Here is a 24,046-nt window from a genome sequence, read left to right as displayed (position 1 = left end):
TCCGGTTGCATCAAAAATGTGCAACCAGACGATCTTAGTAACCAATATGTATTACCGTAGACTCTAAGCTTTGCGGCCTATCCTTTCGAATAGTGTGCTAAAAATATCTTTTATTCTTTTTTTGTTTCATTTTCCTCTTAAACCAAATATTACTATACCGTCTGGACGGTTATAATTCAATACTCTATAAAATTGTTCTATTTTTCTAATAAAAAAAATAATTCACCACTACATTAAAGAAGCAATGGTGAATTATTTTCTCATTATATAGTTCGTATATTCTATTTATATGAATTACTAATAAGAGCTTGAATCACTTTTTCTCTTAACTCGGGGCTTAGTCTTCCAACCCCTAAATATTCCGAATACCATAATCCATCTGCTGCTAATCTAATAATTGTTGCACAAACTGAATCTATCTCATCATTTTCTATATTTTTTTGCAGTTGCTGAAATGATTGTTGTAATGGCTCAAGTAATTCAGGTTTTAACATGAGTGCTGCCATCATACTGCTAGACAACTCTTCTGTTCTTCTCTCATTACTTAATCTTTCCTCTACAAAAGAGCGAACCCATCTCCCTTTCCTCTCTGAGTCTTCCGCTACTTTATTGTAAATGGCCCCTTCATAATCCTCTACCCCTCGGACTATCATACCTTCTATTAAAGCTTCTTTATTTGAAAAGTGATACAATAATCCACCTTTGCTTAAACCCGCCTCTTTTGCCACTGCTTCTAAAGTTAATTTAGCAACCCCTTTACATTGTACAATTTGAGAAGCGGCCGCCAAAATCTTTTGCCGCGTTATGCTTATACTCATTCCTTTTTAAAACCCCATTTCTACTAAATTTATATAAATACGAATCTTATTTTTAATATTGTTGATTACTACTAAGTATTTTCTTTATACAACAAAAGCTTCATTACCTTTGAATTTTTAGTTACTTATTCTATTAAAAATTTCCATATCATTCAATATGATAACATTAAATACACAAAGCTGACTATACATCTATACTTTTGTATTTATTGAAAATATATCCATTAATAAAATTTACCGATTTATTCCTTCTTATTACTTTAAGACAGCAGTAATTCTTTCAGTACTAAATAAAAAATGTTATTACTCCCATTAAATTGAGTAATAACATTCTACTTAACAAATTCGCTGCCAACTAGCATCCTTCACATCTTCACTAGTCGGTTTTCTAACTGATCCAATAAAGTGAAACTTTATATCCGCAACATGGACAGGTGTATTTCATTTTGTCACTCCATTATTAACTTGTTTTCCCATATATTCCGACTCACAAAGAATGTAACAGCACAAATCATAGTTATCCCCATGAAAAATGTATTAGAATCTTCATATGTAGTTGGAATGCCTACCGTTACGAAAACAATACTAAAAGCTAAAAATAGATATAATAATAAAGATATAATATAGCTTAGTTTAAATCGTAAAATGATACCTCTAAACAATAGCTCACCAAGTAGACAGCCACCTAAAATAATAGGTACTCCGAAATACAATGTAAGGACTCCCATTTGCGCAGTAGATTGAATTATCTTTCCAATTATGTTCGGCGAAACCAGCTCACTATCGTTTCCCATCCTATCATATAAATCAAGTGCTGTTGCTGAAATAAAGAAACTTAATATAGAAAATGAATACGGTATTAAAAATTTGCTCACTCTCATTCACCTCGCTTTTTTCTTTACATATATTATTCATTATTTCCTATCATTTTTACATAAAAAAATAACCCTCTATGATAAAACATAGAGGGTAGCATTTCTATATAAAAATCTATACCTTATCCTGAAGTGAATCCCGAAAATAGGACAAATATCAAAACACCTAAACCATCTGCTATCTGCTCCCTACATTCTTTAGGGTAGATAGTTTATATGTTTTATTAGAAAGTAGTGCCTTCTTTTTTATAATATTCTTTTGAAATCTCTTCATAAAATGCGGCTGATGTCGCGTAGAAATAAGGTGCTAACCATAAGAAACCGATTCCTACAGTAAGAATACTTAAAATGAACCAACCTAAGAAACTTAAGCATAGTAAAAAGTAATCCATTTTATGTCCATTCATCATATGACGACTCTCAGTAATCGCTTGATTCGCTGTATATTCTGGATGATCATTCAAAATAAAATATGTCATAGAATAAGAAAATGATTTAATAATACCTGGAATAATAAGAAGTAATGTCCATAGAGTCAAGTATACATACATTAGTAAATATGTTAAAAACGACTTCATCAACTTACTTTCATCGCTAAACCATCTAAATATATGACCAATGCGAGCATCAGTCCCACGAATTGCATTTAAAACAAGATAATAGGCACCTATTGTTAATGGACCAATAACAAGCATTACTATAATACTTACTGTAAGTGAATCACTTGCTTCTTCCCAACCCCAAAATATCGAGAAAATACCTGTTGTTAGCATTTCAACAGCTCCAATAAGGATTCCAATTAATAAGGTTGCCCCTACCGCTAGTCCCCATCTTCCTTTTAATGCATCAAGTGCTTCTCTTTTCAACTGACTTATCATATATAACCTCCTAATACTATTTCCATTTTATTATACCATTTATATCAAAAATCCCACATATTTTCCTAAAACAGAAGCATATTACCTTTTTTCATACGTATTGATACATGTGTGCTGTAGTTGTACTAATATATGGATTAAACGACTCTTTTCCCTATAACAAAAAAGCCTGCCTTTCATAATAGGCAAGCTTTCTCAAGTTACATCTCATTTATTTTCTTCTTATACCAATCCTGCATTCTCTCCGCATCTTCTACTCTCGTATGCTCTATTTTATAACTAGATGATGCACTCGAAAACTTATACGTACATAAATCCGCACGGCGCTGGAAATATGATTGTGTCTTCTCCATTGATTGGACGTGTCTTCTTCTAATAAGTCCTGTATATTTTCCGACGCTACGATAGACAAGTGTAATTTGTTCTCCGTTAACACTGTAGCCATTTGTTTTAAATGTTGCGTATCCAAGTGTAAAGATAAGGATTGCGAGCGGTAGTAATGCCCACATGATGTAATACTTTTCAAAGTATATGCTTATTCCAGTAAGCGGGATTGCGAGCATAGCGAAAAAGATAAAACTATCAATGAGATAGCGGCGCAATGCTGCTTTTGGTAACGAAGTAATATTTGCATTCAGTTCGTATGGTAATTGTAAATGCGCGAGTAATTGTTGCACTCGATCTTTTCGAATGATAGGATGCAGTGTAACTTTTTCTTCTTTCCCTTCACTTTGAATGACTTCTACTTGCACAGCACAATAACCGAACGGTTGGCGTAAAATGCCTTCTTTTATCGTAATCCCTTGAATGCGGTGCAATTTTAGTACGAGTTCTTTTCTCTCCAGTAACCCTTGCGAAATACGGACTTCATCATTTTTTCGATTCACTGTGAAGTTACCGTGTTTTAACGCGTAGCCAATTGTAGATATCATCCAAGAAACGACAAGTAAAATAGCTACCATGTAAATCCAGCCATATATATCGTGGTCCATTACATATGACGTCACACTATTTTTTATCCATTTCGGAATATACTCATCTACTTGGTGATAAACGAAAAAGATTAAAGAGAACAATACTCCAAATTGACCAGATGTAACAGACGCTATTAAAATCTCTTTCCACGTTAACTTGTACTCTGTCGTTTGTTTTTCCTCTGTAACAATTGCTTTTTCTACTGTATTTTCTGCTGCTTCGTCTAACGTTTTTTCTGCTTTCACTTCTGGAGTTGGCTCATTTAGCAAAGTAATAAGCTCCGTCGCCTCTTCTACCGTAATTCCAGCTAAGCTAACTTCTGCTTCATCGCCCCCGCCAGCTGTTTCAATCTGAATTTTTTTCAAACCGAGCATTTGGTATAGTACGTTAGAACTTGTATTAATTGTTTGAACACGTTCTTTATTTAAGTAGCTCTCCTTTTTCACAAAGAGACCTTGTTTCACATGTAATACGTTATTTTCGACCCAGTATACTTTGTAATACCAGCCTACGATAGCTGAAATAATTGTGATCAACGCAAAACCAATAGGAACTAAATACCAAAATGGAAACTTTCCCCTTAAGCTAAAAAGAAAAATAATGAGTGGTATAAAATCTGTTATTTTTAATTCTAATAACATCGTGATTGGATGCTGCCTCTTATACATCCTCATCACTCACTTTCGCTAATTCTGCGATTTTCGTTTTCAACATTTCAGCTTCATACATCGTTAAACCTGGGATGCTATGAGAAGTTGCCGCTGTTGAAATGTGTAATTCTGCTAATCCGTATTTTCTCATAATTGGCCCTTGTTCAATCGTAACGTGCTGCACACGAATCATCGGTACTAATACGCGCTTTACGACGAAAAGACCATGCTGAATTTCAAGTTCTTCTTCATTTAGTTGGTAGCTGTAATAACGTTGACGTAGTTTCGGAAACGTAAAGTAATCAAACGGTGTATATACAATTGTTAATCCGATGAGCACATAGAAAATCCAAGCCCACCAATTAAACTTAATCATAAAGAAAAGATATGCCAAAATGACTATAATACTGATTCCTAGCCCAATTAAAGAACGCGCTTTCCACACCTTGACCATGTCAGGGTGAATTTCATTTTTCAATGGATCCATGTAACCACTCCAAATCTAGTAATCTAATATATAAATACTCTCAATCTATATTTTACGTAACTTTACAGAAAATTGAAATTCAATCTTCTTTCTTCTCAGGAATAAAATATCCGAACCAAAGTAGCCAAATGAAACCGATTAACTTCATCCAATTTCCATCCGCTTGAAAAGCTTCAATCATACCTGGTATTTTATAAACCCCAATAAATCCAAGAAAACCGAGCCACCAGTTTTTTTGCATTTTCATCTTTACTCCTCCTTCATGACGTTTTTCACATTTCGAATCCAAATTTCTTTATACTTTAACTGGAATCCCATGAGCATATAGTTGCTCATATTATCAATCACGAGTGCTAGCGTATGAGCATTTTCTTCCGTTTCATGTTGTGACACTACGTCAAGTTCTACGCCTTTCTTCAATAAATCGTGGAAACCATTTAAGAAATCTTCTTGTATTTCAAATAAGCGTTTCTGATACTTTTCATTTCGCGATGCAGTTACGATAAATTCATTGATAACGCGTAATATCCCTTCTTGCCCTTCATATTCAGAGAGCATATGTAAACCATCAGCAATTAACTTTTCTGCAAAGTTTTCTTTCGTATATTGCTCTTTATCGAAATAACTCACGAAATGATATCCAGAGAAAATTTCTTCAAATAAAAAATCGATTAACGCTTCTTTAGAAGAAAAATGATAATAAATAGCCGGTTTTGAAATACCTACCTCTTTCGCAATCATGGAAAGACTCATCTTCTCAATGCCGTGTTCTGCCATAAGTTTAAATGAAGCCTCTACAATGTTTTGCGATGTTTGTAAATTCTTCGTCATACTGTACCTCACTTATTTTTACTTACCGGTCGGTAAGTAAATTATAAAACAAAACGAAATGATTTTCAATTTAGTTAGCACTACAGAAGGTGTTTATCAGAAAATACAGAAAGTTATAAAGTAAAAGCAACATATAACAATAAGGAGGATATCATATGGGACTTGGTGGTAATGGCGGCGGTGAAGCAGGACAAGCTGGTAAGAGCGGATTTTCATTAATCATTGTACTTTTTATCGTATTGATTATAGTTGGAGTTAGCTATATCGGACTTGGCTTCTAAGAAAAGGCGTCCTACGTTACACATGTAGGACGCCTTCTTTTTAATCCCTATTCAGCAATCGCATACGATAACAATTCATCGTCACTTCTCCGAGTCTTTGCAGTAGTTGATAGTTCGCATATGCGCCTACCGGGGCACCGATTATTGGTACGAGCTGCAGCATTTTGGCTAAATCGATATAGTCTCGGTACTCTGTTTGGAACTTTTCCCAGTCCATATGATTTTCTTCTTCTGTATCCCACGTTTCTATTGCTTTCCATATTTCTTTTCGGTGATCGTCACTTGAAAAGGCAAGCTGAAAAACATGAAGGATAAAAAGGCGCTCTTCTTTGTTGCTCGTATCAAATCCGTACAATGTCGCTGCATCGAATAAAAATTTAATTTTAATGCCGAGTAAAAGCGGAAAGTCAGCAAGACCGAGGAGAATACCGCCAGCCCCCGTCCCTGCCCCTTCTGCCGCTGCTATTTTTTTATACTCATCCATTTTTTTACGAACTTCATCGTCACGTCTTTGCAGTGACCATGTCGTCTCTTTTAGCTTCGGCTTTATAAAGTTTGACCCGGCGCTGATCGTTTGCACCATCATACGAATCGTCTCTGTTAATACCTTTTGTACTTTCGCCGGAATGAGCTGTTGCACTTTCGTCTGCACTTTTTTGGAGAACCGTGTCATCATAGAAGAATCTTTCATGAATGTAGCTTTCCACTGCTCCAATTCTTTTATAACCTTCTCTTCGTATGTAATCATAGGTTCATTCCTTTCAATTTAAACGCTCAATGCGCTTCGCCCCGTATTGGTAAACGAAACCGATACTAAATAATATGCTTACGATAAGTAAAATTCCTGTCATCATGAAATCTTTCGTTGCTAGTGCAAATATAACTGTAAAGATTACGCTCCCTATGATTAGAATCGCGTTTAATAAAGTAAGAAAGTCTTTCTTCTTCTCTTCTCCCCCTACCGGATACAAATCAAGCCAAATCTTCATGCGGTGATGTTTCCATAAAGTTAATAGCTGATAGCCGATTAAATATAGGAAGATAAAACTTACGATAAATCGCCCGTATAAAAATGGAATGAAGTAAAGAATAACTCCTCCAAGAGCAAGCAAACGCACATATAATCCAAAATAGTTACCTGATCTTAAAAACGTTCTCGTATATAAGTATAAATATGTACGCTTTTCACCAATCATCGAAAGAATGAAATCGAGCCATTTTCTGCGTGCTACTCTTTCTTTTAATGCTGGTACATCAACGAACATGTTCGCGATGCGGTATAGCAGCATCATCTTCTTACCTTCTTCAGAAATTAAATACTCCCAGTTTAGTGGCTTTCCCTTTACCATTTGATGCATGATAGCAAGGTATAACACCATGAGAAGGACGATTCCACCAATGAAAAGAACTGAAGTACGTTCTACAAGGAAATATACAAATAAACCGTTTAGGATAAAACGAATGAACCAATCCGCTCTTTGTATATTTTGATCTGTTAAAAATGACTTTTCCCACGCTACAAATAAATTCCACGCTTTTACAATGACAAATGCAAGTACGATCCATATGTAGCCAGCTCCTGTTTGCTTCATTTGTTGGAAGTATAACGGAGCAAGCGCAGCTGCTACGATTGCGATTATGTATAACTGAATCATAAATGTAAAAAGAAATGCCTTTGTGAAGTAAGGTTTTAACTTTTCTTCAACTGGCAGTAAGTAAACGAGATCCGCTTCTTTTAATAATGTTTGAATGGATCCAGCCGTTAACACGAGTCCAATTAATACTGCCATTACGAGCGCCGCCGGAAACGAAGGTGTTAACGTTTGTAACCATTGCTGATAATAATACGCTCCCGCACCAATGATGAACACGAAAATAAATTTCAAATGATCATTAAATACGTATTTACTATATGTACGAACTTCTTTTAGAAAGTGACGAAATCGTTCTTTCCATAACGCTGTGCTATTCATAATCTTCTTCCTTTGTTAGCGCGATGTAAATATCATCTAACGTTGCACCTGGCATATTAAACTGTGATTGCAGTTCAGATAGCGTTCCCTTCGCTCTTACTTCACCTTGATGCAAAATAATGAACGAATCACAATAACGCTCTGCCGTCGCTAAAATATGTGTGCTCATTAAAATACCGGCACCACTCTTTTTCATTTGGTCCATCATTTGAAGAAGGGATTGAATCGCTAACGGATCTAATCCAACGAAAGGTTCATCTACTATGTAAAGAGATGGCTCCACTAAAAATGCGCTCATAATCATTACTTTTTGTTTCATTCCTTTTGAGAAATGAGATGGAAACCATTTTAAACGATTTTTCATACGAAACTCTTGTAGTAGTTGTCCTACACGTTCTTCATATTGTTTTTCATCAACCCCATACGCCATAGCTGTTAATTTCAAATGCTCTTCTAACGTTAATTCATCATATAATACCGGCGTTTCCGGAATGAATGAAAAGCTAGAACGGTACGCTGTCATATCATCACGAATTGTTTTCCCATTAATTGTGACAGTTCCTTTTTTCGGTTCCATTAAACCGATAATATGTTTAATCGTCGTACTTTTACCAGCTCCATTTAAACCGATTAAGCCGACAAGTTCGCCTTTATTAACAGAGAACGAAACGTCTTTTAATACAGGTCGTTTCGTATATCCTCCTGTAACATTTTCTACACGCAATAACTCGCTCATACGACACCACTTTCTTCATTAGTATTCATTCTATATTCATCTTACCAAAAATTATGCTGTACTACATAGTATCCATGTACTCAAAAAAATTTTTTAAATTTATTAGCATATATTTTTCCGAAAGCGGACATCATAATTATTGAAGAAGGAACACATTGAAAAAGCAACCACCTATTGATGAGTACAACAACATAGTGAAGTCATCATGAAATGGGGTGTCCAAGTTGGACAATGAAATTTACACATAACCAGATCATTTGTTTCATTTTCGAAACGGGGTGTCTCTGAAAGAGCATATACTGTTTTAAAAAATAAACAATTTCATTTTAAAAAAGATTGCAATTCATTTCACTTGAAAATGGGGTGTCTACGGCAGAAACTTTAGCCGATTTACCGTGCATTTCTTAAATAAATGAGGTGTCTGCGAAACGTAAATTACGATAATGCTTTTTCAATCCCTCTTCAGAAAACAGGAAGCTGAGTCAGCTTCCTGTTTTTCGTGTTTGTTCTCTTATGTAATTATGGTAAAATACGGCTAAGGATATTTGAAAGGATGAGATCAATGAATCATACAGCAGACAATTGTATTTTTTGTAAAATCATTGACGGGCAGATCCCTTGCTCAAAAGTATACGAAGATGAACATGTGCTTGCATTTTTAGATATTAGTCAAGTAACAAAAGGACATACTCTTGTTATTCCGAAAGTTCACAAACAAGACATTTTTGCGTTAACGCCAGAAATCGCATCACACATTTTTTCTGTCGTTCCAAAAATCGCAAATGCGATTAAAGCAGAGTTTAATCCAGTTGGCTTTAACCTACTTAACAATAACGGTGAAAAAGCTGGACAAACTGTGTTCCACTTCCACCTTCATTTAATTCCACGCTACGGTGAAAAAGATGGTTTCGGTGCTGTTTGGAAATCACATCAAAATGAATACACTATGGAAAATTTACAAAACATCGCAAGTACAATTGCAAATAGTGTGAAATAATGACACTATAAGAAGGCGTAATACATAACAAGCCACTTCCCTGAAGTCATCAAATTCCGCATGGCTTGTTTCTTTACTTAAAATGCTCAGGGATGATTGTTTGTGCATAGCACATATAAGAAAGATATGCATATTTTTCCCATCATGAATACGAACAAAAAATAAGGAGGTCTCCTTTTATGTCAAAAGCTAAATCCTTTATTACAGGTGTTATTTGCGGCGGAGCAGTTGCTGGACTAGCTGTTCTTTTCTCAACTCCTTCTTCTGGTAAAGACATGCGCGGCAAGTTAAAAGAAAAAGGAAATGATATTAAAAAGACTTTAGCTGATATTACAGCTGATACGAAATTATTAAAGCGTCAAATTGTTGAAACTGCTTCAGAAGGTAAAGAAGTGTTTCAAGAATTAAAAGATGACATGCAAGACACGCTTTCTAACTGGAAGCAAGATATTTCTCAAAACAAGCGCCATATTGAGAAAGAAATTTTGGACATCCAAAAGTCAATTGAGAAACTACAAGAAGCTGTTCCAGAAAAAGCGTAAACAAATTCCTGCTTAGTTTTTTGCATATAACAAATATTTTTTATATAAATTGACCTTGACACGGCATATCGTATAGATATGCCGTGTTTTTATGCATTTACAATATATGTTATCACTTAACATGTAAGGACAACGTATGTATTCACGACTCATAAAACGCTTCCATAGTTATGCATGATTTGTATAGAATGTCATTTTTCCGAAAAATTTTCACAATTCTCACAAAAAGACTTTATTAATTTTTATTTTACTGGCATAATAGATAGTAATGAAAAAAGAATGTTAAAGTGGGTGAGTAAATGAAAAGTGGAGAAAAAGATTACTCGGTAAAAGAAGCGATGATTTTCAGCCAACGCATTGCTCAATTATCGAAAGCGTTATGGAAATGTGTAGAGAAAGATTGGCAGCAGTGGATTAAACCTTACGATTTAAATATTAATGAACATCATATTTTAACAATCGCTTATCATTTAAAAGGGGCTTCTATTTCTGAGATTGCTAAGTTTGGAGTTATGCACGTATCAACAGCGTTTAACTTCTCGAAAAAGCTGGAAGAACGCGGCTATCTTGTATTCTCAAAAAAGGAAGATGATAAACGAAATACGTACATTGAAATTACAGACAAAGGGGAAGAATTACTACTTCGCTTAATGGAAGAGTATGATCCTGAAAATAATTCAGTGTTTAATGGGGCTCTTGCACTTCGTAATTTTTATGGGAAGTTCCCAGAAAATATCGAACTGATTGCAATCCTGCGTAACATTTACGGACAAGACTTTATCGATATTTTTGAGAAATCATTAGAAGATATTGAAGAGAACTTTACAGAATCCGATCAAAAGTTAGTTAAGAAATAATCTATTTATTTTTTCGCAATCATGCTTAAGAATTCATTCATAAGCGGCTTAAATAAACCTTGTTTTGCTAGCGCTTCCGCAGTTTCGTGTACTTCGAGCTGATGTGGAAGCGCTTTTTCAAATTGATCTAACAGCGCATCGAACAAAAGAAGCCCTTCTGCTTTCTCCACTACATATTGCTCGTTCAGTTTTTCACAAAGATTTAGTATACGTTCAATATCTTTTTTACGAGCTTTTTTCTTTATGATCAAAGAATAAAATGGACACTTCTCTTCATCAATCATTTTAAATAGTAGGTCTACATAGTATTCAGCTTGTTCTAATCTTCTAACAACGTCCATTTTCTCCCTCACTTTCTAACACAAAGTCTTCTATTTCTGAATTTTGTAACACGAACAAAATATCGTGTGATACAATATATGTATATGTATTTTAGCCAAAAGGAGGTCTCGCCTCATGACACTTATAACAGTTGTTTTTGTCGCATTCGCACTTCTTGTTATATTTTACACGAATTTCATGACACATACACTGTGTGAACGAAAACAAATAGCTGCGAGCCGCCAGCCCGGTGTCTTTCGGGTTATTAATGTATGTATAACAATTTTATTAATTTCTAGTTATATAGAAATTATATTTCATGGAAAGTGAGGAAGGAAAGCCCCTTCCTCACTTTTTTCCTCTATAAGCAAATTATACCTACAATAACCAATAAAATAAACAGTACAAGTAATAAAATAAGTTGAGAATTCATCCCCATCCCCTCCTCTATTCTGTATATGCGGCATACGCCCAATATGGCACACTTTCAAAATCTGACACGTGCTGGTTAATTTTTCTTTATCAATATGAAAACGGTTCGAAATATGATATATTAAATTTTGTACATATTGCTTATACTATAGAACAAAACATTCATCAAAACTTTATCCTCAGCCACGGTAAGCCCTGTTAAGCGCGCTTTACCAATATAAAAAAGCAAAAGTATCAGTGAGACTTAATCGGGCTCTTATGAATCAAAATTCATTGGTGTAGGATAAATTAAAAATACATAATAGTAGGAGTGTTTATCGAATGAAGAAAGCTATGCTTGCCTTAGCCGCAACAAGTGTAATCGCATTATCAGCATGTGGAACATCATCATCAGACAAAATTGTTACATCTAAAGCTGGTGACATTACAAAAGAAGAATTCTACGATCAAATGAAGACACAAGCTGGTAAACAAGTACTAAACAACATGGTTATGGAAAAAGTACTTATTAAAAACTACAAAGTTGAAGACAAAGATGTAGACAAAAAGTTCGATGAAATGAAAAAACAATACGGTGATCAATTCGATACACTATTAAAACAACAAGGTATTAAAGAAGAAACGATAAAAACTGGTGTGCGTGCTCAATTAGCTCAAGAAAAAGCTATCGAGAAAACAATCACTGATAAAGAACTAAAAGAAAACTACAAGCCTGAAATTAAAGCAAGCCACATTCTTGTAAAAGATGAAGCTACTGCGAAAAAGGTAAAAGAAGAACTTGGACAAGGTAAATCTTTCGAAGAGTTAGCGAAACAATACTCTGAAGATACTGGTTCAAAAGAAAAAGGCGGAGACCTTGGCTACTTTACTGCTGGTAAAATGGTTAAAGAATTCGAAGATGCTGCTTACAAGCTGAAAAAAGATGAAGTAAGCGAACCTGTGAAATCACAATTCGGTTACCACATCATTAAAGTAACAGACATTAAAGAACAAAAACCATTTGATGAAGTAAAAGGCGACATCAAAAAAGATCTAGTTCAGAAGAAAGCACAAGATGCTGCATTCATGAATGATCTTATGATGAAAGAAATCAAAAAAGCTGACGTAAAAGTTGACGATAAAGATTTAAAAGATCTTTTCGAAGAGAAAAAAGCTGACGCTAAAAAAGAAGAAAAGAAATAATGCAGTAAAAAGCTTGGGCTTAGGCCCGAGCTTTTTTTATCCCCTCTTCTCCCGGTAGTTATATCTAGATTCGGTAAATGAAATTATATCGGCGATTTTCAAAATATATCAGCGCAACTCCAATTATATCAGCGATTTTCGAAATATATCGACTTACCGACAAAAAACGACAACAAGCGTGACTCCCTCTTCAAACACAAAAAAACCTTGATCCACGCCACGTAGAACCAAGGTTTATCTTATTATCATTGATTAAATGAAAAAACTATGTTAAATTAGAACAGAAACACGTTTCATAAAACAAAAGGAACGTATTTATCCGTATCTTAATTGTACACCAAAACACATCTTCAGTCAACCTCTATTTTTCACTTTTAAAGGAGTGCTTACCGTATGAACAAAAAACTTGATCTAGAGCAAAAAAGATTGGATACCGTAATCGAGACAATTACGGAGCAAATTGATAAACTGGAAAACGAAACTGGCAGACGCCGAGCAGAAGTAATCAATATTCGTAAACACTTTTGGGATGATGTGAAAGTGAACACGGATACTTTCGATGATTATCTTGAAACAGTTATCAACTTAAGACAACAAGCTCAGTCACTAGCTGTTACACAAATTACCCATAAGCACACCTTTAATCGACTTGCCGCATTAAGACGCATGCATAAAGCACCTTATTTCGGACGAATTGATTTCAAAGAAGAAGGAGAATCTGCAGCGGATCAAATTTATATCGGCGTCGCTACACTTACGGATGCAAGCGGAGAAAACTTCCTTATATATGACTGGCGCGCACCTATTTCGAGTGTATACTACGATTATCCACCAGGACCGGCTGAATACAGTACACCAGGCGGCGTAATCCACGGTAATGTGGAGAAAAAATTACAATACATTATTCAAAATGGCGAGATTGATTCTATGTTCGATACGAGCCTTACAATTGGTGATGAAATCTTGCAACAAGCGCTTGGAAAAGGCACGAACAAACATATGCAAAGCATCGTTGCTACGATTCAGCGCGAGCAAAATGAAATTATCCGTCACGATGAAGGCCGACTCCTTATCGTGCAAGGAGCCGCTGGTAGTGGTAAAACATCAGCTGCATTACAACGAATCGCCTACTTACTATATAAATATCGCGAATGGCTAAAAGCAGATCAAATTATTCTCTTCTCTCCTAACTCTATGTTCAATAGCTACGTTTCTAACGTACTACCTGAACTCGGTGAAGAAAATATGCAGCAAGTTACATTCCAAGAATATTTAAATCATAGACTAAGTAAGTCATTTGAAGTTGAAGATCCTTATGAACAATTAGAATATATGTTAACTGAAACGAATAATCCTACCTATAAAACGAGAAATGCGAGCATCCGATTTAAAGCATCCACTCAATTTTTCGAGATGATTAGAGCGTACAGACAATCTCTTGAATCTTCAGGCATGCTATTTAGAGGAATGAAATTTAGAGGAAAACTGATTGTTTCTGCGAAAGAAATTACAGAGCAATTTTACAATACCGACTCCTCCCTCCGCTTCCATAGTCGAATTGAGAAGTTAACGGATTGGCTAAATAAGCAAATAGATGCACTTGAAAAAGCAGAACTGAAAAAGCCTTGGGTAGAAGAAGAAATTGAATTACTTAGTAAAGATGAATACCAAAAAGCTTATAAATATTTGCAGAAAAAAGGAGAGTTTGACGACAACTCCTTTAATGATTTTGAAAAAGAAACGAGAGTACTTGGACGTATGATTGTCCGTAAAAAATTGAAGCCACTGCGTAAAGGCGTTCAAACATTACGCTTTATCAATTTCACAGGCATATATAAACAACTCTTCACAGATGCATCATGGGTTACTGAGAAAAAACCGAAAGAGTGGGATGACATTTGCTCCTTAACAGTAAACATGCTTGATGAAGGAAAACTATATTACGAGGATGCGACTCCATTCTTACTTTTAAAAGAATTAATTGAAGGCTTCCAAACGAACAGATCGATTAAACACGTACTCGTAGACGAAGCGCAAGATTATTCTCCGTTTCAGTTCGAGTTTTTAAAACGTCTCTTCCCTGCCGCAAGAATGACGGTACTCGGAGACTTTAACCAAGCGATATTTGCTCATGCGAGTGAAACGGTTAATTTCGATACACTTACAAATTTATACGGTCCAGACGAAACAAACGGCATTAACTTAACTCGTAGCTACCGCTCAACAAAACCGATTATTGAATTTACACGTGCTCTCGTACCGGAAGGCAAGAACATTCACGCCTTTGAACGTGACGGCGAGAAACCTACAGTGACGAAAGTATCGAATGTCAACGAACTGCACGAACGTATTACTGCCAAAGTTGCTGAACTACAAAAAGAGCAGCACAATACGATCGCAATTATATGTAAATCTGCAGCTGAAAGCGCAGCTGCATACGAAGCACTTAATCATATCGATAATATTAAACTCGTGAAGAGTAACTCAGCCGAGTATGAGCAAGGCATTGTCGTAATCCCTGCTTACTTAGCGAAAGGTATCGAATTTGATGCTGTTATTATTTACAATGCTTCTAAAGATGTGTACAGCCATGAGAGCGTTCGTAGATTGTTCTACACTGCTTGTACGCGGGCGATGCATGAGTTGCAACTTTATAGCGTTGGCGAGGTTAGTCCTTTTGTGCTTGGGGCTGATTCGGAGAGTTTTGAGCTTATAATGAAAACACCTTGATAATCATCAAGGTGTTTTTCTCATTCTAAAAGGAATATCTTTACGTCGATATACACTTAGCACGATTCCCATTATAAATGCGTGAAATAGAGTTGGTATCAAGCCGTAACTAATAAAGGGTAATGATATAGAGACACGTGGTAATATCCCAAGGATCATGCCAACGTTATAAACGAAATGGAATACAAAAAGAGTTACTCCACCAACGAGGAGTAATTTACCATAACCATCATTTATTTTATAAGCTATATTCATTATTCTTACTGCAAAAAGAGACAAAATCAAGACAAGAACTAGCGCAAGCACATATCCATAATAGTAAGTCAAACTTGCAAATACAAAATCAGTATGAGTAGCAGGGATAGACTTTATATTTCCATATGTACCAAACCAACCTGCCGATGCCATTGCCTCTTTTAAACGTAAATACCATTGATCATGCTCTGGGTTTAAAAACCCTAAAATTCTAGCTATCCGGTATTCTTTTACGGCAGACCAGGAAAATAAATCCCTAATAATAAAGAAACAAATCGGTAACATTGTAATGAGCCAGGCCGTTTTCTTTCCTAGCTTACTCCACCAAAGCATAACAAATACCATCGTGATATAGATGAACAGTGGTAAAAGAGTTGATGTAGTTAGAAATAAATATAAAGAAAATAAATACAACATGAGAAAATGTATAAACTTTAATCTACTGTTATTGAAAAAAGAAGCCCAGGATAGAAGGAAGAATGGTATTGTCATTAGACAGTCAATTATGATGGAACCAATTTTCATTAATGGCTCACCATTCAAAAAAGCAGTCGGAAAACACTTTATCATTAACAAGATAAGTACACCAATTGTATAAAACAGCCACCCGAGTCTCTCTAACTTCCGATAATCAAATAGCATCATCCCAATCGCTGTTGTAACACCGAGAATTACAAATATCACCTTATTCATTAATAAGTCAGCATGTCCAAGCGCTATAACTGGCAAAAATCCTAGCCCCATCGCAGCCACTAATAAACCAATTAAGAACCAATCAACCTTTGGCTTATGTAGTTTATTAAGTTCCTGGCCAAGCTTAATTGGACTTCCCATTTGTTCAACAGCCTTATCTTCAGCAACTTCCTCACTTAAGCCTTTCTCTATCCACATATTCTTCGTCTGTTTCAAGTGAAAGTCTAGTTCTGTTGCCACCAAGTCCTTTGCTTCTTTTGATTTAATATGGTTCGTAACTTCTTTTAAAAAACGCTCCCCTTTTTTGCTCAATTTTTTCTCACTCCTGTACTAATCCTTTTAATATAAATCGTGCCTTCGTAGCATTCTTCTCTGCCTTTCGCAGCATTTTATTTCCTTTATCATTTAATTGATAATATTTAGCTCCCGCGTGATCCCAGCTAGATTGGATAAAGCGATTTTGTTCTAGACGATGTAATAAAGTGTATAGAGACCCTTCACCACCTTCGAATTTTTGAATCCCTCTCCCTCTTAGCAACTGCATCAATTCATAACCCGTTTTTTCATTCATAAGAAGTTGTAACACTGCTAAAAGGATATCTTCTTCCTTTTCGGACGATTGCTTAATTTTTTCGCGCACCTGCTTCTGGTGCTGATCAGAAAAACTCAAATGTTTAAACGTTGTGTTCTCCATTGATTTTCGCAAGCCTTTTAATCGATCTTCCATTTGATTATCCCTCCAATCCTTTCTTCAAAAGTTCCTTCGCTTTTTTCAGTCTCGTTTTTATCGTATTTTCCTTTACGTCTATTACCATAGCAATCTCTTTAATTGATAATTCCTCATAATAAAATAGATAAATGACTTCTCGATATTTTATCGGTAAATTCATTACCGCAGAAGCCAACCTACTATCCTCAGCATTTTGAATAACTGTTTGTTCGACACTTTCTTTTTGACTCTCCATATACGTAAAGTCATCCTCTGTCACGATAACTTTTTTGTTATACCAACTTTTTAAATAGTCCTTACATTGATTGATTGCAATTCTCCATAACCATGTTTTCAAATTCGAATTCCCTTTATATGTATGAAGAGATTTATAGCATTTCACGAATATATCTTGCGTTAAATCCTCCGCAACCTCTTTATTATTCACATACGAATACACAAGCTGCAGGACTTCTTGTCCATACTTGTTCATTATTTCGTCGATAAGGTCCTCCTTATCTTCTATTTCAAACGCTTCTATCGTTAATTCATCCACATCATTTCCTCCTTCCCATATATTAGACGACGCACTGTATGGAAAAGTTTTATAAATACATAAAAAAATACGGATGGTAATGTCCATACCGTTTTTTATGAATATTTATTTACTTCTTGTCCCCTGACACTAATGCTCTGCTTAAAAACAGGAATTTTCATCCATATATCTTGTTCCCTATTTTAAAACATAATACAATTAAAATGTAACTTAATAAGCTATAACTAGTAGGTGTGGCAATCATCTCTTCCATTTTGAAAAAAGGGGGGAGGTGATAATATAATCGCGATGTTTATAATTAAATTAGTGTATGGTATCCTAACCGGAGCTGGCGTTGTCATCGGTCGAAGATACGTCGGTCCGTGGCTAATTTCTGTATACAAAAAAGCGAGAACCACCCTGCTTCGTGGAAAAGGTAAGGGCGGTTCTCGGCTAAAACGTTAATGTAATTGTCTTATAACCGCACCTACTACCACCACAATAGCAAGTTAGGTTACACAAGGCAGAAGTTTCTCAGGCTTCTGTCTTTTTTATTTTATGCAAAATTCACACTACATACTCTATCATCATTGTAACACATTTTATTTATTTTTAGTCAAGAGAAAAACTACCTAAAGGGCTCCCCTTCAGGTAGTTCTCTATTTTACGCTAACGCAGCTAGACTTTTTCAAGTTCAGCTGTGCCGCTCTCATCATTTATAGCACCAATAAAGACGGATTATGTACCCGCTTCATAACAGTATGAGTAAACAAGGAACAACACCTATTACGAATATAAAAAATCCTCTCACTATATAGCACCTATGTTTTCAGCAATACTCTATTACCATCAAACTAAATTTGTATAATTTAAACTACAGAATAGCAAGCTAATTTTCAAATATCTTCTTGCGCATTATCCTAAATTTATTATCTATTTGTATCATGCTTATAAATAAAAGATATCCTACCGACGCACCGAGCATATTTATAGCAATCCGCCACACATCAAAAACATCAGACAAAGTTAGTAAATGTAATATCTCCCAAACAAGAAAGGTCATAACATACCACTTACGAGCTTTCTTATAGTTAGTCACTTTATTAATCAGCACTGGAACGAAAAATCCGAATGGAACTACTAATATTATATGTTGTAAAACACTTAACCAATAAGTTGAGTTTCCCCAAGGACCTGGATGTGCAATAAAATCTTTAATTTGCCAAAGTGTTATTCCAAAAAGTTGTAATAACGTTTCTAAATCAGATATATGTAAAAATTGCTGCCAAAATTCAATGGGATGATAGACAGTCCCACCTGTCAAACTGCGAACAGAGTCAAATGTAGAAGTTGAAATAAACGTTCCTAAAAAGACAATAAAACAAATGATTATATAAGGAATACATAAAATTTTTGATAATACCTTTAATGGTCTAGGAACTTCGTATACCGATTTATTAATCTCTACGCCAATAACTTTTGATTCTCCAAAACTTTGAATCGCTTTATAAATCGCTTCTTTTTCATTCATACCTTGTTCCATATATTCTTCTTTCAAGCTGTTCAAGTGATCATACATTTCTAGAAATAACTCATCCTGTTCAATATCACTAAGTTCTGAATAGGCTAAAATAGACTTAATATACTCATCAAATTCACTCATAAATAACTCCTTTCTGACAAGCTTGAATTAATGCTGTTACACTCTCCCAAGAATTCACTTTCTTCTGCAATTCTTTTTTCCCTTTATCTGTAATAGTATAGAATTTCCTTTTCATCCCATTCTCAGATTCATTCCAATAAGATTCAAGAAACTCCTTTTTCTCTAATCTCTTTAAAGCAGGATACAAAGTTCCCTGCCCCATACTATACAAATCTTCACTTGCATCCTTTAAACTTTGAGCTATTTCATATCCATATGTATCACGTTTTGCAATGATAGAAAGTAATAAAATATCTATACTTCCCTTCAAGATTTCTTTGTCCAACAATACCACCACCTTATATACATCGTATAACAACATATGTCGTTATTCAATACAGTTAGAAGAATATTCCATAAAAAAAGAACCACCTAAAGGCTCCCCTTCAGGTGGTTCTCTATTTTATGCTAACGCAGCTGCCTGTTCTTGTTGATCTACAGGAATAACAGCGTCTGTTAGTGCTTTTTCTAGTTCTGCTGTATATTTCATTTGTTCTTCTTTGCTCCAGCCTAGTTTCGCAGCCATGTAGTTGATTACTGCTTCTTTCCACTCATATACCCAGTGGATGTTGAAGAATACAGCGCCTCTGCGGCGTACGAAGAAGTCAACTGGTTTTGCTGTCATTTCGTAATCCATTGCGTATACAAGCGGGATTAGAACGTCAAGCGGCATGTTGTATTCTTTCGCTTCGTCTTTATGTTTTTTCGCTAAGTCAAATAGTACGTCAACGTTAGAACCATAGAATTTCGCGAATTCTTCTGCTTGTGCTGTTGTTAAACCATATTTCGTACCTTCGCCAGCTTTTTTCGCAACGAATGCTGGGAATCCGTGTGAACCATCTACATGTCCACCAGAGATTGGCATATGTTTCGTGTCGCTCTTCGGATATGCGCTATGACCTTCTTTTTGTAGTAAGTTCGTTACGTAGTCTACTACCATTTCAGCCATTTTGCGGTATCCTGTTAATTTACCACCTGCGATTGTAATTAAACCAGATTCAGAAGTCCAAATTTCGTCTTTACGAGAAATTTCAGATGCACTCTTACCCTCTTCATAAATTAACGGACGTACACCAGCCCAGCTTGATTCAATGTCTTTCTCTGTAATTTTCACGCTTGGGAACATGTAGTTAATCGCATTAATGATGTATGTGCGATCTTCTGTTGTCATTTGTGGTACAGCTGCGTCTTTATCGTAGAACGTATCTGTTGTACCTACATAAGTTTTTCCGCCGCGAGGAATCGCGAACACCATACGTTTATCTGGTGTATCGAAGTAAATCGCTTGACCTAATGGGAAACGTTTTTGGTCAATTACTAAGTGAACACCTTTTGATAACTGAAGTACTTTTCCTTTTTTCGAGTTATCTTTTTCACGAAGTGTATCTACCCAAGGGCCAGCTGCGTTTACAATTTTCTTACCGTAAACTTCGTATACTTCTCCGTCTAGTAAATCGATTACACGTACACCGCATACTTTTCCATCTTTATATAAGAAACTGTCTACTTTTGCATAGTTAACAGCTTTTGCGCCGTGCTCAATTGCTTCTTTCATTACTTCAATTGTAAGACGCGCATCATCTGTACGATATTCTACGTAGTAACCGCCGCCTTTTAATCCTTCTTTTTTTACAAGAGGCTCTTTGTTTAATGTTTCTTCACGGTTAAACATCTTTCTGCGCTCGCTTCGTTTTACACCTGCTAAGAAGTCGTATACACGAAGACCAATTGATGTACTAAATGATCCGAACGTACCACCTGTATGGAACGGAAGTAACATCCACTCTGGTGTTGTTACATGGGGACCGTTCTCATATACGATCGCACGCTCTTTACCCACCTCTGCTACCATTTTCACTTCAAGTTGTTTTAAATAACGTAGACCACCGTGTACAAGCTTCGTTGAACGACTTGATGTACCTGCTGCAAAGTCCTGCATTTCAAACACAATTGTTGATAACCCGCGTGTTGCTCCATCTAATGCAATACCAGAACCAGTAATACCTCCACCAATTACGATCACATCTAACTCTTGTTTATTTACTCCGTTTAATACGTCTTTACGTTGTTTACTTGAAAATTTCATGGTAATTCCTCCCTTTGATAACGAAAAAAGAGACCACAAACTCCGCTATAGATTTCGCCTCTATAGCGCGTTGTGGTCTCTCCAAATCTCCTACCGAATTATTAACTTGTCACCATTATAACACTGTTTATGATTATTTGAAAGCTTTTGTTGCTTCAATTGCTTTTTTCCATCCAGCATATAGCTCTTCGCTTGTTTTCTCTTCCATCGTTGGTTCAAAGCGTTTGTCCATATGCCACTGTTCTTTAATTTCATCTTGGTTTTTCCAATATCCAACCGCAAGACCAGCTAAGTATGCTGCACCTAGAGCCGTTGTTTCATTGATTACTGGACGCTCTACAGGAACATCTAAAATATCACTTTGGAACTTCATTAAGAAGTTATTTTTAACTGCTCCTCCATCAACGCGTAATGTTTTCAGTTCAATACCTGAATCTGCTTCCATTGCGCATAATACATCTTTCGTTTGGTAAGCTAAAGATTCTAGCGTTGCACGAATGAAGTGCTCTTTCGTCGTACCGCGTGTTACACCAAACATAGCGCCGCGTACTTCACTATCCCAATAAGGTGTTCCTAGTCCAACGAATGCTGGTACAACGTATACACCATCAGTTGATTCAACGCGACTCGCATACACTTCACTCTCACTTGCATCTTTAAACATGCGCATTCCGTCACGTAACCACTGAATTGCAGAACCTGCTACGAAAATACTTCCTTCTAATGCGTAGTTTACTTTACCATCTATTCCCCATGCAATTGTTGTTAATAGACCGTGCTCAGAAGCTACTGCTTTTTCACCTGTGTTCATTAACATGAAGCAACCAGTTCCGTAAGTATTTTTCGCCATACCTTCACCGAAACAAGCTTGTCCAAATAATGCTGCTTGTTGGTCACCAGCTACACCTGCAATCGGTACATTTTGACCGAAGAAGTGGTAATCAATTGTTTCTCCGTAAATTTCAGATGATGGACGTACTTCTGGAAGCATGCTCTTTGGTACTGTTAACATTTCTAGAAGCTCATCATCCCACTGTAAGTCGTGAATGTTAAACATTAACGTACGTGATGCGTTTGAGTAATCTGTTACGTGTGCTTTACCACCAGATAGTTTCCATACAAGCCACGAATCAATTGTTCCGAATAATAGATCGCCGTTTTCTGCTTTTTCTCTTGCACCTTCAACGTTATCTAAAATCCATTTTACTTTCGTTCCAGAGAAGTATGCATCAATTAAAAGACCTGTTTTTTCGCGAACCATTTCGCTATAACCTTTTTCTTTTAACTCATCACAAATTTCAGCTGTTTGGCGAGATTGCCATACGATTGCGTTGTAAATTGGTTTACTAGTCGTTTTATCCCAGACAACCGTTGTTTCACGTTGGTTCGTAATACCGATACCTGCGATTTGTTCTGGTTTTACATCTGCTTCGCTTAAGCAAGTTGCGATAACTGCTAAAATAGATCCCCAAATTTCTTGTGCATTATGCTCTACCCAGCCCGGCTTTGGAAAATGTTGTGTAAACTCTTTTTGAGCTGAATGAACAATTTCACCTTTTTTATTGAAAAGAATTGCGCGTGAGCTTGTTGTTCCTTGGTCTAATGAAAGAATATATTTTTTCATATCGGTTTCCCCCTTATGCTACTTTTCTACTATTTGTATTGCTTCCGCTTTTTTTACTTGTCATATAAGAGATTGCTAGTACAATCACAGTTGCGATAATCACATAAATAAGTGCTGAATTTTGCTTTCCTTCAAATACAACTTGATGGAATAAACCTGCAAGTGATCCACCTAAAATTGGACCAACTACTGGAATCCATGCATACTTCCAGTTTGAACCGCCTTTTCCTGCAATCGGAAGGAAGAAGTGTGCGATACGCGGACCTAAATCACGCGCTGGGTTAATTGCGTATCCTGTTGTCCCACCTAATGATAAACCAATACTTACAATTAAGAAACCTACGATAAATGGATTTAATCCATCTGCAAATTTATTTGCACCAATTGCTAATATACCAAATACTAAAACGAATGTTCCAATCATTTCACTTAAAAGGTTTGCAAATGTGTTCGGAATTGCTGGACCTGTTGCAAATACACCTAACTTTGTTCCTGGATCTTCTGTTTCTTTCCAGTGTGGTAAGTAATGTAAATATACGATAACTGCCCCGATAATTGCCCCAATCATTTGTGCTGCGATATAACCTGGTACATCACTCCATGGGAACGCTCCCTTAAATGCTAATCCTATTGTTAAAGCTGGATTCAAATGTGCCCCACTAATTGATCCAACCGCATACGCTGCAACCGCTACTGCTAAGCCCCAGCCCATTGTAATAACAATCCAACCTGAATCTTTCGCAAACGATTTCTTTAAACTTACACCAGCACAAACGCCGCCACCAAGTACGATTAACAACGCAGTCCCTATTAACTCTCCTAAAAATGCTGACATAGTATCCCTCCACAATCAATTTAAACGCTTCCAAATGTGATA

At 36.0% G+C, this 24,046-nt stretch carries 26 protein-coding genes and 1 riboswitch; of the genes, 7 read left to right on the top strand and 19 right to left on the bottom strand.

Going from position 1 to position 24,046, the window contains the following annotated elements:
* Positions 1–16: 16 nt before the first annotated feature.
* Positions 17–109: riboswitch (cyclic di-GMP riboswitch) on the bottom strand.
* A gap of 172 nt (positions 110–281) precedes the next feature.
* The 7 genes from DN407_RS05365 to DN407_RS05340 form a co-directional block, all read right to left on the bottom strand.
* Positions 282–818, bottom strand: a complete 537-nt coding sequence (locus DN407_RS05365) for a TetR/AcrR family transcriptional regulator (protein ID WP_000028010.1) — start codon at positions 816–818, stop codon at positions 282–284.
* 449 nt (positions 819–1,267) lie between these two features.
* Entirely contained in the window at positions 1,268–1,693 is a 426-nt protein-coding gene (locus DN407_RS05360) for a hypothetical protein (protein WP_002098741.1), read from the bottom strand.
* Between the two features lie 224 nt (positions 1,694–1,917).
* The gene (locus DN407_RS05355; protein ID WP_149216083.1) at positions 1,918–2,571 is read right to left on the bottom strand and encodes a DUF975 family protein; all 654 of its coding nucleotides are present in this window, start codon (positions 2,569–2,571) and stop codon (positions 1,918–1,920) included.
* A 200-nt stretch (positions 2,572–2,771) separates the two neighbouring features.
* Positions 2,772–4,214 (bottom strand): PH domain-containing protein, encoded by a 1,443-nt coding sequence (locus DN407_RS05350; protein WP_000278201.1) that lies wholly within the window; start codon positions 4,212–4,214, stop codon positions 2,772–2,774.
* The gene (locus tag DN407_RS05345; protein ID WP_030023743.1) at positions 4,207–4,683 is read right to left on the bottom strand and encodes a PH domain-containing protein; all 477 of its coding nucleotides are present in this window, start codon (positions 4,681–4,683) and stop codon (positions 4,207–4,209) included. The genes DN407_RS05350 and DN407_RS05345 overlap by 8 nt, the downstream gene beginning before the upstream one ends.
* A 79-nt stretch (positions 4,684–4,762) precedes the next feature.
* Positions 4,763–4,930: a hypothetical protein gene (locus DN407_RS31520; RefSeq protein WP_000783813.1), complete on the bottom strand. Its 168-nt coding sequence runs from the start codon at positions 4,928–4,930 to the stop codon at positions 4,763–4,765.
* Between the two features lie 2 nt (positions 4,931–4,932).
* Positions 4,933–5,514 carry a TetR/AcrR family transcriptional regulator gene (locus tag DN407_RS05340; RefSeq protein ID WP_000164831.1) on the bottom strand — a complete coding sequence of 194 codons (582 nt, stop codon included), beginning with the start codon at positions 5,512–5,514 and terminating at the stop codon, positions 4,933–4,935.
* 155 nt (positions 5,515–5,669) lie between these two features.
* Between DN407_RS05340 and DN407_RS05335 the strand changes: the two genes are divergently transcribed.
* Entirely contained in the window at positions 5,670–5,795 is a 126-nt protein-coding gene (locus tag DN407_RS05335) for a YjcZ family sporulation protein (RefSeq protein WP_000522755.1), read from the top strand.
* A 40-nt stretch (positions 5,796–5,835) separates the two neighbouring features.
* Here the strand turns inward: DN407_RS05335 and ecsC are convergent, their stop codons facing one another.
* Genes ecsC through ecsA form a run of 3 tightly spaced genes read right to left on the bottom strand, consistent with a single transcriptional unit; the run spans position 5,836 to position 8,504 of the window.
* Entirely contained in the window at positions 5,836–6,543 is a 708-nt protein-coding gene (gene ecsC / locus DN407_RS05330; RefSeq protein WP_000634139.1) for an ecs operon protein EcsC, read from the bottom strand.
* A 13-nt stretch (positions 6,544–6,556) separates the two neighbouring features.
* Positions 6,557–7,768, bottom strand: a complete 1,212-nt coding sequence (gene ecsB / locus DN407_RS05325; RefSeq protein ID WP_001089101.1) for an ABC transporter permease EcsB — start codon at positions 7,766–7,768, stop codon at positions 6,557–6,559.
* Complete coding sequence (ecsA, locus tag DN407_RS05320) at positions 7,761–8,504, bottom strand: ABC transporter ATP-binding protein EcsA (RefSeq protein WP_001292603.1); 744 nt, start codon at positions 8,502–8,504, stop codon at positions 7,761–7,763. Before ecsA ends, ecsB begins: the two co-directional genes overlap by 8 nt.
* A 562-nt stretch (positions 8,505–9,066) precedes the next feature.
* On the opposite strand from ecsA, the gene DN407_RS05315 reads away from it, so the two are divergent.
* The 3 genes from DN407_RS05315 to DN407_RS05305 all read left to right on the top strand — a co-directional run bounded on the left by DN407_RS05315 (position 9,067) and on the right by DN407_RS05305 (position 10,900).
* Positions 9,067–9,501 carry an HIT family protein gene (locus DN407_RS05315; protein ID WP_001016835.1) on the top strand — a complete coding sequence of 145 codons (435 nt, stop codon included), beginning with the start codon at positions 9,067–9,069 and terminating at the stop codon, positions 9,499–9,501.
* A 179-nt stretch (positions 9,502–9,680) separates the two neighbouring features.
* A complete protein-coding gene (locus DN407_RS05310; protein WP_000030302.1) occupies positions 9,681–10,043 on the top strand; it encodes a YtxH domain-containing protein in 363 nt (120 codons plus the stop codon).
* A gap of 299 nt (positions 10,044–10,342) precedes the next feature.
* Complete coding sequence (locus DN407_RS05305; RefSeq protein ID WP_000834924.1) at positions 10,343–10,900, top strand: HTH-type transcriptional regulator Hpr; 558 nt, start codon at positions 10,343–10,345, stop codon at positions 10,898–10,900.
* Positions 10,901–10,905: 5 nt separating this feature from the next.
* Here the strand turns inward: DN407_RS05305 and DN407_RS05300 are convergent, their stop codons facing one another.
* Positions 10,906–11,241, bottom strand: coding sequence for a DUF1878 family protein (locus DN407_RS05300; RefSeq protein ID WP_000383655.1), 336 nt, complete (start codon positions 11,239–11,241; stop codon positions 10,906–10,908).
* 115 nt (positions 11,242–11,356) lie between these two features.
* Between DN407_RS05300 and DN407_RS05295 the strand changes: the two genes are divergently transcribed.
* The 3 genes from DN407_RS05295 (at position 11,357) to helD (ending at position 15,565) form a co-directional block, all read left to right on the top strand.
* Positions 11,357–11,551 carry a hypothetical protein gene (locus DN407_RS05295; RefSeq protein ID WP_000172690.1) on the top strand — a complete coding sequence of 65 codons (195 nt, stop codon included), beginning with the start codon at positions 11,357–11,359 and terminating at the stop codon, positions 11,549–11,551.
* 423 nt (positions 11,552–11,974) lie between these two features.
* Positions 11,975–12,835 (top strand): peptidylprolyl isomerase PrsA, encoded by an 861-nt coding sequence (gene prsA / locus DN407_RS05285; protein ID WP_097994880.1) that lies wholly within the window; start codon positions 11,975–11,977, stop codon positions 12,833–12,835.
* 393 nt (positions 12,836–13,228) lie between these two features.
* Positions 13,229–15,565, top strand: coding sequence for an RNA polymerase recycling motor HelD (helD, locus tag DN407_RS05280; RefSeq protein ID WP_097814070.1), 2,337 nt, complete (start codon positions 13,229–13,231; stop codon positions 15,563–15,565).
* 6 nt (positions 15,566–15,571) lie between these two features.
* On the opposite strand, the gene DN407_RS05275 is transcribed toward helD, so the two are convergent.
* The 8 genes from DN407_RS05275 to glpF form a co-directional block, all read right to left on the bottom strand.
* The gene (locus DN407_RS05275; protein WP_149216082.1) at positions 15,572–16,825 is read right to left on the bottom strand and encodes an FtsW/RodA/SpoVE family cell cycle protein; all 1,254 of its coding nucleotides are present in this window, start codon (positions 16,823–16,825) and stop codon (positions 15,572–15,574) included.
* A gap of 7 nt (positions 16,826–16,832) precedes the next feature.
* Positions 16,833–17,240, bottom strand: coding sequence for a PadR family transcriptional regulator (locus tag DN407_RS05270; protein WP_000390151.1), 408 nt, complete (start codon positions 17,238–17,240; stop codon positions 16,833–16,835).
* A 4-nt stretch (positions 17,241–17,244) separates the two neighbouring features.
* A complete protein-coding gene (locus DN407_RS05265; protein ID WP_048568207.1) occupies positions 17,245–17,778 on the bottom strand; it encodes a sigma-70 family RNA polymerase sigma factor in 534 nt (177 codons plus the stop codon).
* An 868-nt stretch (positions 17,779–18,646) separates the two neighbouring features.
* Positions 18,647–19,420 (bottom strand): VanZ family protein, encoded by a 774-nt coding sequence (locus tag DN407_RS05260; RefSeq protein WP_097814072.1) that lies wholly within the window; start codon positions 19,418–19,420, stop codon positions 18,647–18,649.
* Complete coding sequence (locus DN407_RS05255; RefSeq protein ID WP_000356630.1) at positions 19,413–19,745, bottom strand: PadR family transcriptional regulator; 333 nt, start codon at positions 19,743–19,745, stop codon at positions 19,413–19,415. The genes DN407_RS05260 and DN407_RS05255 overlap by 8 nt, the downstream gene beginning before the upstream one ends.
* Positions 19,746–19,862: 117 nt before the next feature.
* Positions 19,863–21,545 (bottom strand): aerobic glycerol-3-phosphate dehydrogenase, encoded by a 1,683-nt coding sequence (gene glpD / locus DN407_RS05250; protein ID WP_000672831.1) that lies wholly within the window; start codon positions 21,543–21,545, stop codon positions 19,863–19,865.
* Between the two features lie 133 nt (positions 21,546–21,678).
* Positions 21,679–23,169, bottom strand: coding sequence for a glycerol kinase GlpK (gene glpK, locus DN407_RS05245; RefSeq protein ID WP_149216081.1), 1,491 nt, complete (start codon positions 23,167–23,169; stop codon positions 21,679–21,681).
* Between the two features lie 13 nt (positions 23,170–23,182).
* Positions 23,183–24,004 (bottom strand): glycerol uptake facilitator protein GlpF, encoded by an 822-nt coding sequence (glpF, locus tag DN407_RS05240; RefSeq protein WP_001272195.1) that lies wholly within the window; start codon positions 24,002–24,004, stop codon positions 23,183–23,185.
* Between the last annotated feature and the right edge of the window lie 42 nt (positions 24,005–24,046).

Source organism: Bacillus sp. JAS24-2, assembly GCF_008274905.1.
In the GTDB taxonomy this organism is placed as follows: Bacteria; Bacillota; Bacilli; order Bacillales; family Bacillaceae_G; genus Bacillus_A; species Bacillus_A cereus.
Note: the sequence above shows the minus strand (reverse complement) of the source record. Positions and strands in the feature narration are given on the sequence as shown.

Coding starts and splice junctions, on each gene's coding strand:
- DN407_RS05270 (WP_000390151.1), bottom strand. CDS start 17,240: ATGGAAGATCGATTAAAAGGCTTGCGAAAATCAATGGAGAACACAACG.
- DN407_RS05295 (WP_000172690.1), top strand. CDS start 11,357: ATGACACTTATAACAGTTGTTTTTGTCGCATTCGCACTTCTTGTTATA.
- ecsB (WP_001089101.1), bottom strand. CDS start 7,768: ATGAATAGCACAGCGTTATGGAAAGAACGATTTCGTCACTTTCTAAAA.
- DN407_RS05335 (WP_000522755.1), top strand. CDS start 5,670: ATGGGACTTGGTGGTAATGGCGGCGGTGAAGCAGGACAAGCTGGTAAG.
- DN407_RS05260 (WP_097814072.1), bottom strand. CDS start 19,420: ATGAGTGAATTTGATGAGTATATTAAGTCTATTTTAGCCTATTCAGAA.
- ecsA (WP_001292603.1), bottom strand. CDS start 8,504: ATGAGCGAGTTATTGCGTGTAGAAAATGTTACAGGAGGATATACGAAA.
- ecsC (WP_000634139.1), bottom strand. CDS start 6,543: ATGATTACATACGAAGAGAAGGTTATAAAAGAATTGGAGCAGTGGAAA.
- DN407_RS05350 (WP_000278201.1), bottom strand. CDS start 4,214: ATGTATAAGAGGCAGCATCCAATCACGATGTTATTAGAATTAAAAATA.
- DN407_RS05305 (WP_000834924.1), top strand. CDS start 10,343: ATGAAAAGTGGAGAAAAAGATTACTCGGTAAAAGAAGCGATGATTTTC.
- DN407_RS31520 (WP_000783813.1), bottom strand. CDS start 4,930: ATGAAAATGCAAAAAAACTGGTGGCTCGGTTTTCTTGGATTTATTGGG.
- glpK (WP_149216081.1), bottom strand. CDS start 23,169: ATGAAAAAATATATTCTTTCATTAGACCAAGGAACAACAAGCTCACGC.
- DN407_RS05345 (WP_030023743.1), bottom strand. CDS start 4,683: ATGGATCCATTGAAAAATGAAATTCACCCTGACATGGTCAAGGTGTGG.
- DN407_RS05365 (WP_000028010.1), bottom strand. CDS start 818: ATGAGTATAAGCATAACGCGGCAAAAGATTTTGGCGGCCGCTTCTCAA.
- DN407_RS05340 (WP_000164831.1), bottom strand. CDS start 5,514: ATGACGAAGAATTTACAAACATCGCAAAACATTGTAGAGGCTTCATTT.
- DN407_RS05355 (WP_149216083.1), bottom strand. CDS start 2,571: ATGATAAGTCAGTTGAAAAGAGAAGCACTTGATGCATTAAAAGGAAGA.
- DN407_RS05310 (WP_000030302.1), top strand. CDS start 9,681: ATGTCAAAAGCTAAATCCTTTATTACAGGTGTTATTTGCGGCGGAGCA.
- glpF (WP_001272195.1), bottom strand. CDS start 24,004: ATGTCAGCATTTTTAGGAGAGTTAATAGGGACTGCGTTGTTAATCGTA.
- glpD (WP_000672831.1), bottom strand. CDS start 21,545: ATGAAATTTTCAAGTAAACAACGTAAAGACGTATTAAACGGAGTAAAT.
- helD (WP_097814070.1), top strand. CDS start 13,229: ATGAACAAAAAACTTGATCTAGAGCAAAAAAGATTGGATACCGTAATC.
- DN407_RS05300 (WP_000383655.1), bottom strand. CDS start 11,241: ATGGACGTTGTTAGAAGATTAGAACAAGCTGAATACTATGTAGACCTA.
- prsA (WP_097994880.1), top strand. CDS start 11,975: ATGAAGAAAGCTATGCTTGCCTTAGCCGCAACAAGTGTAATCGCATTA.
- DN407_RS05315 (WP_001016835.1), top strand. CDS start 9,067: ATGAATCATACAGCAGACAATTGTATTTTTTGTAAAATCATTGACGGG.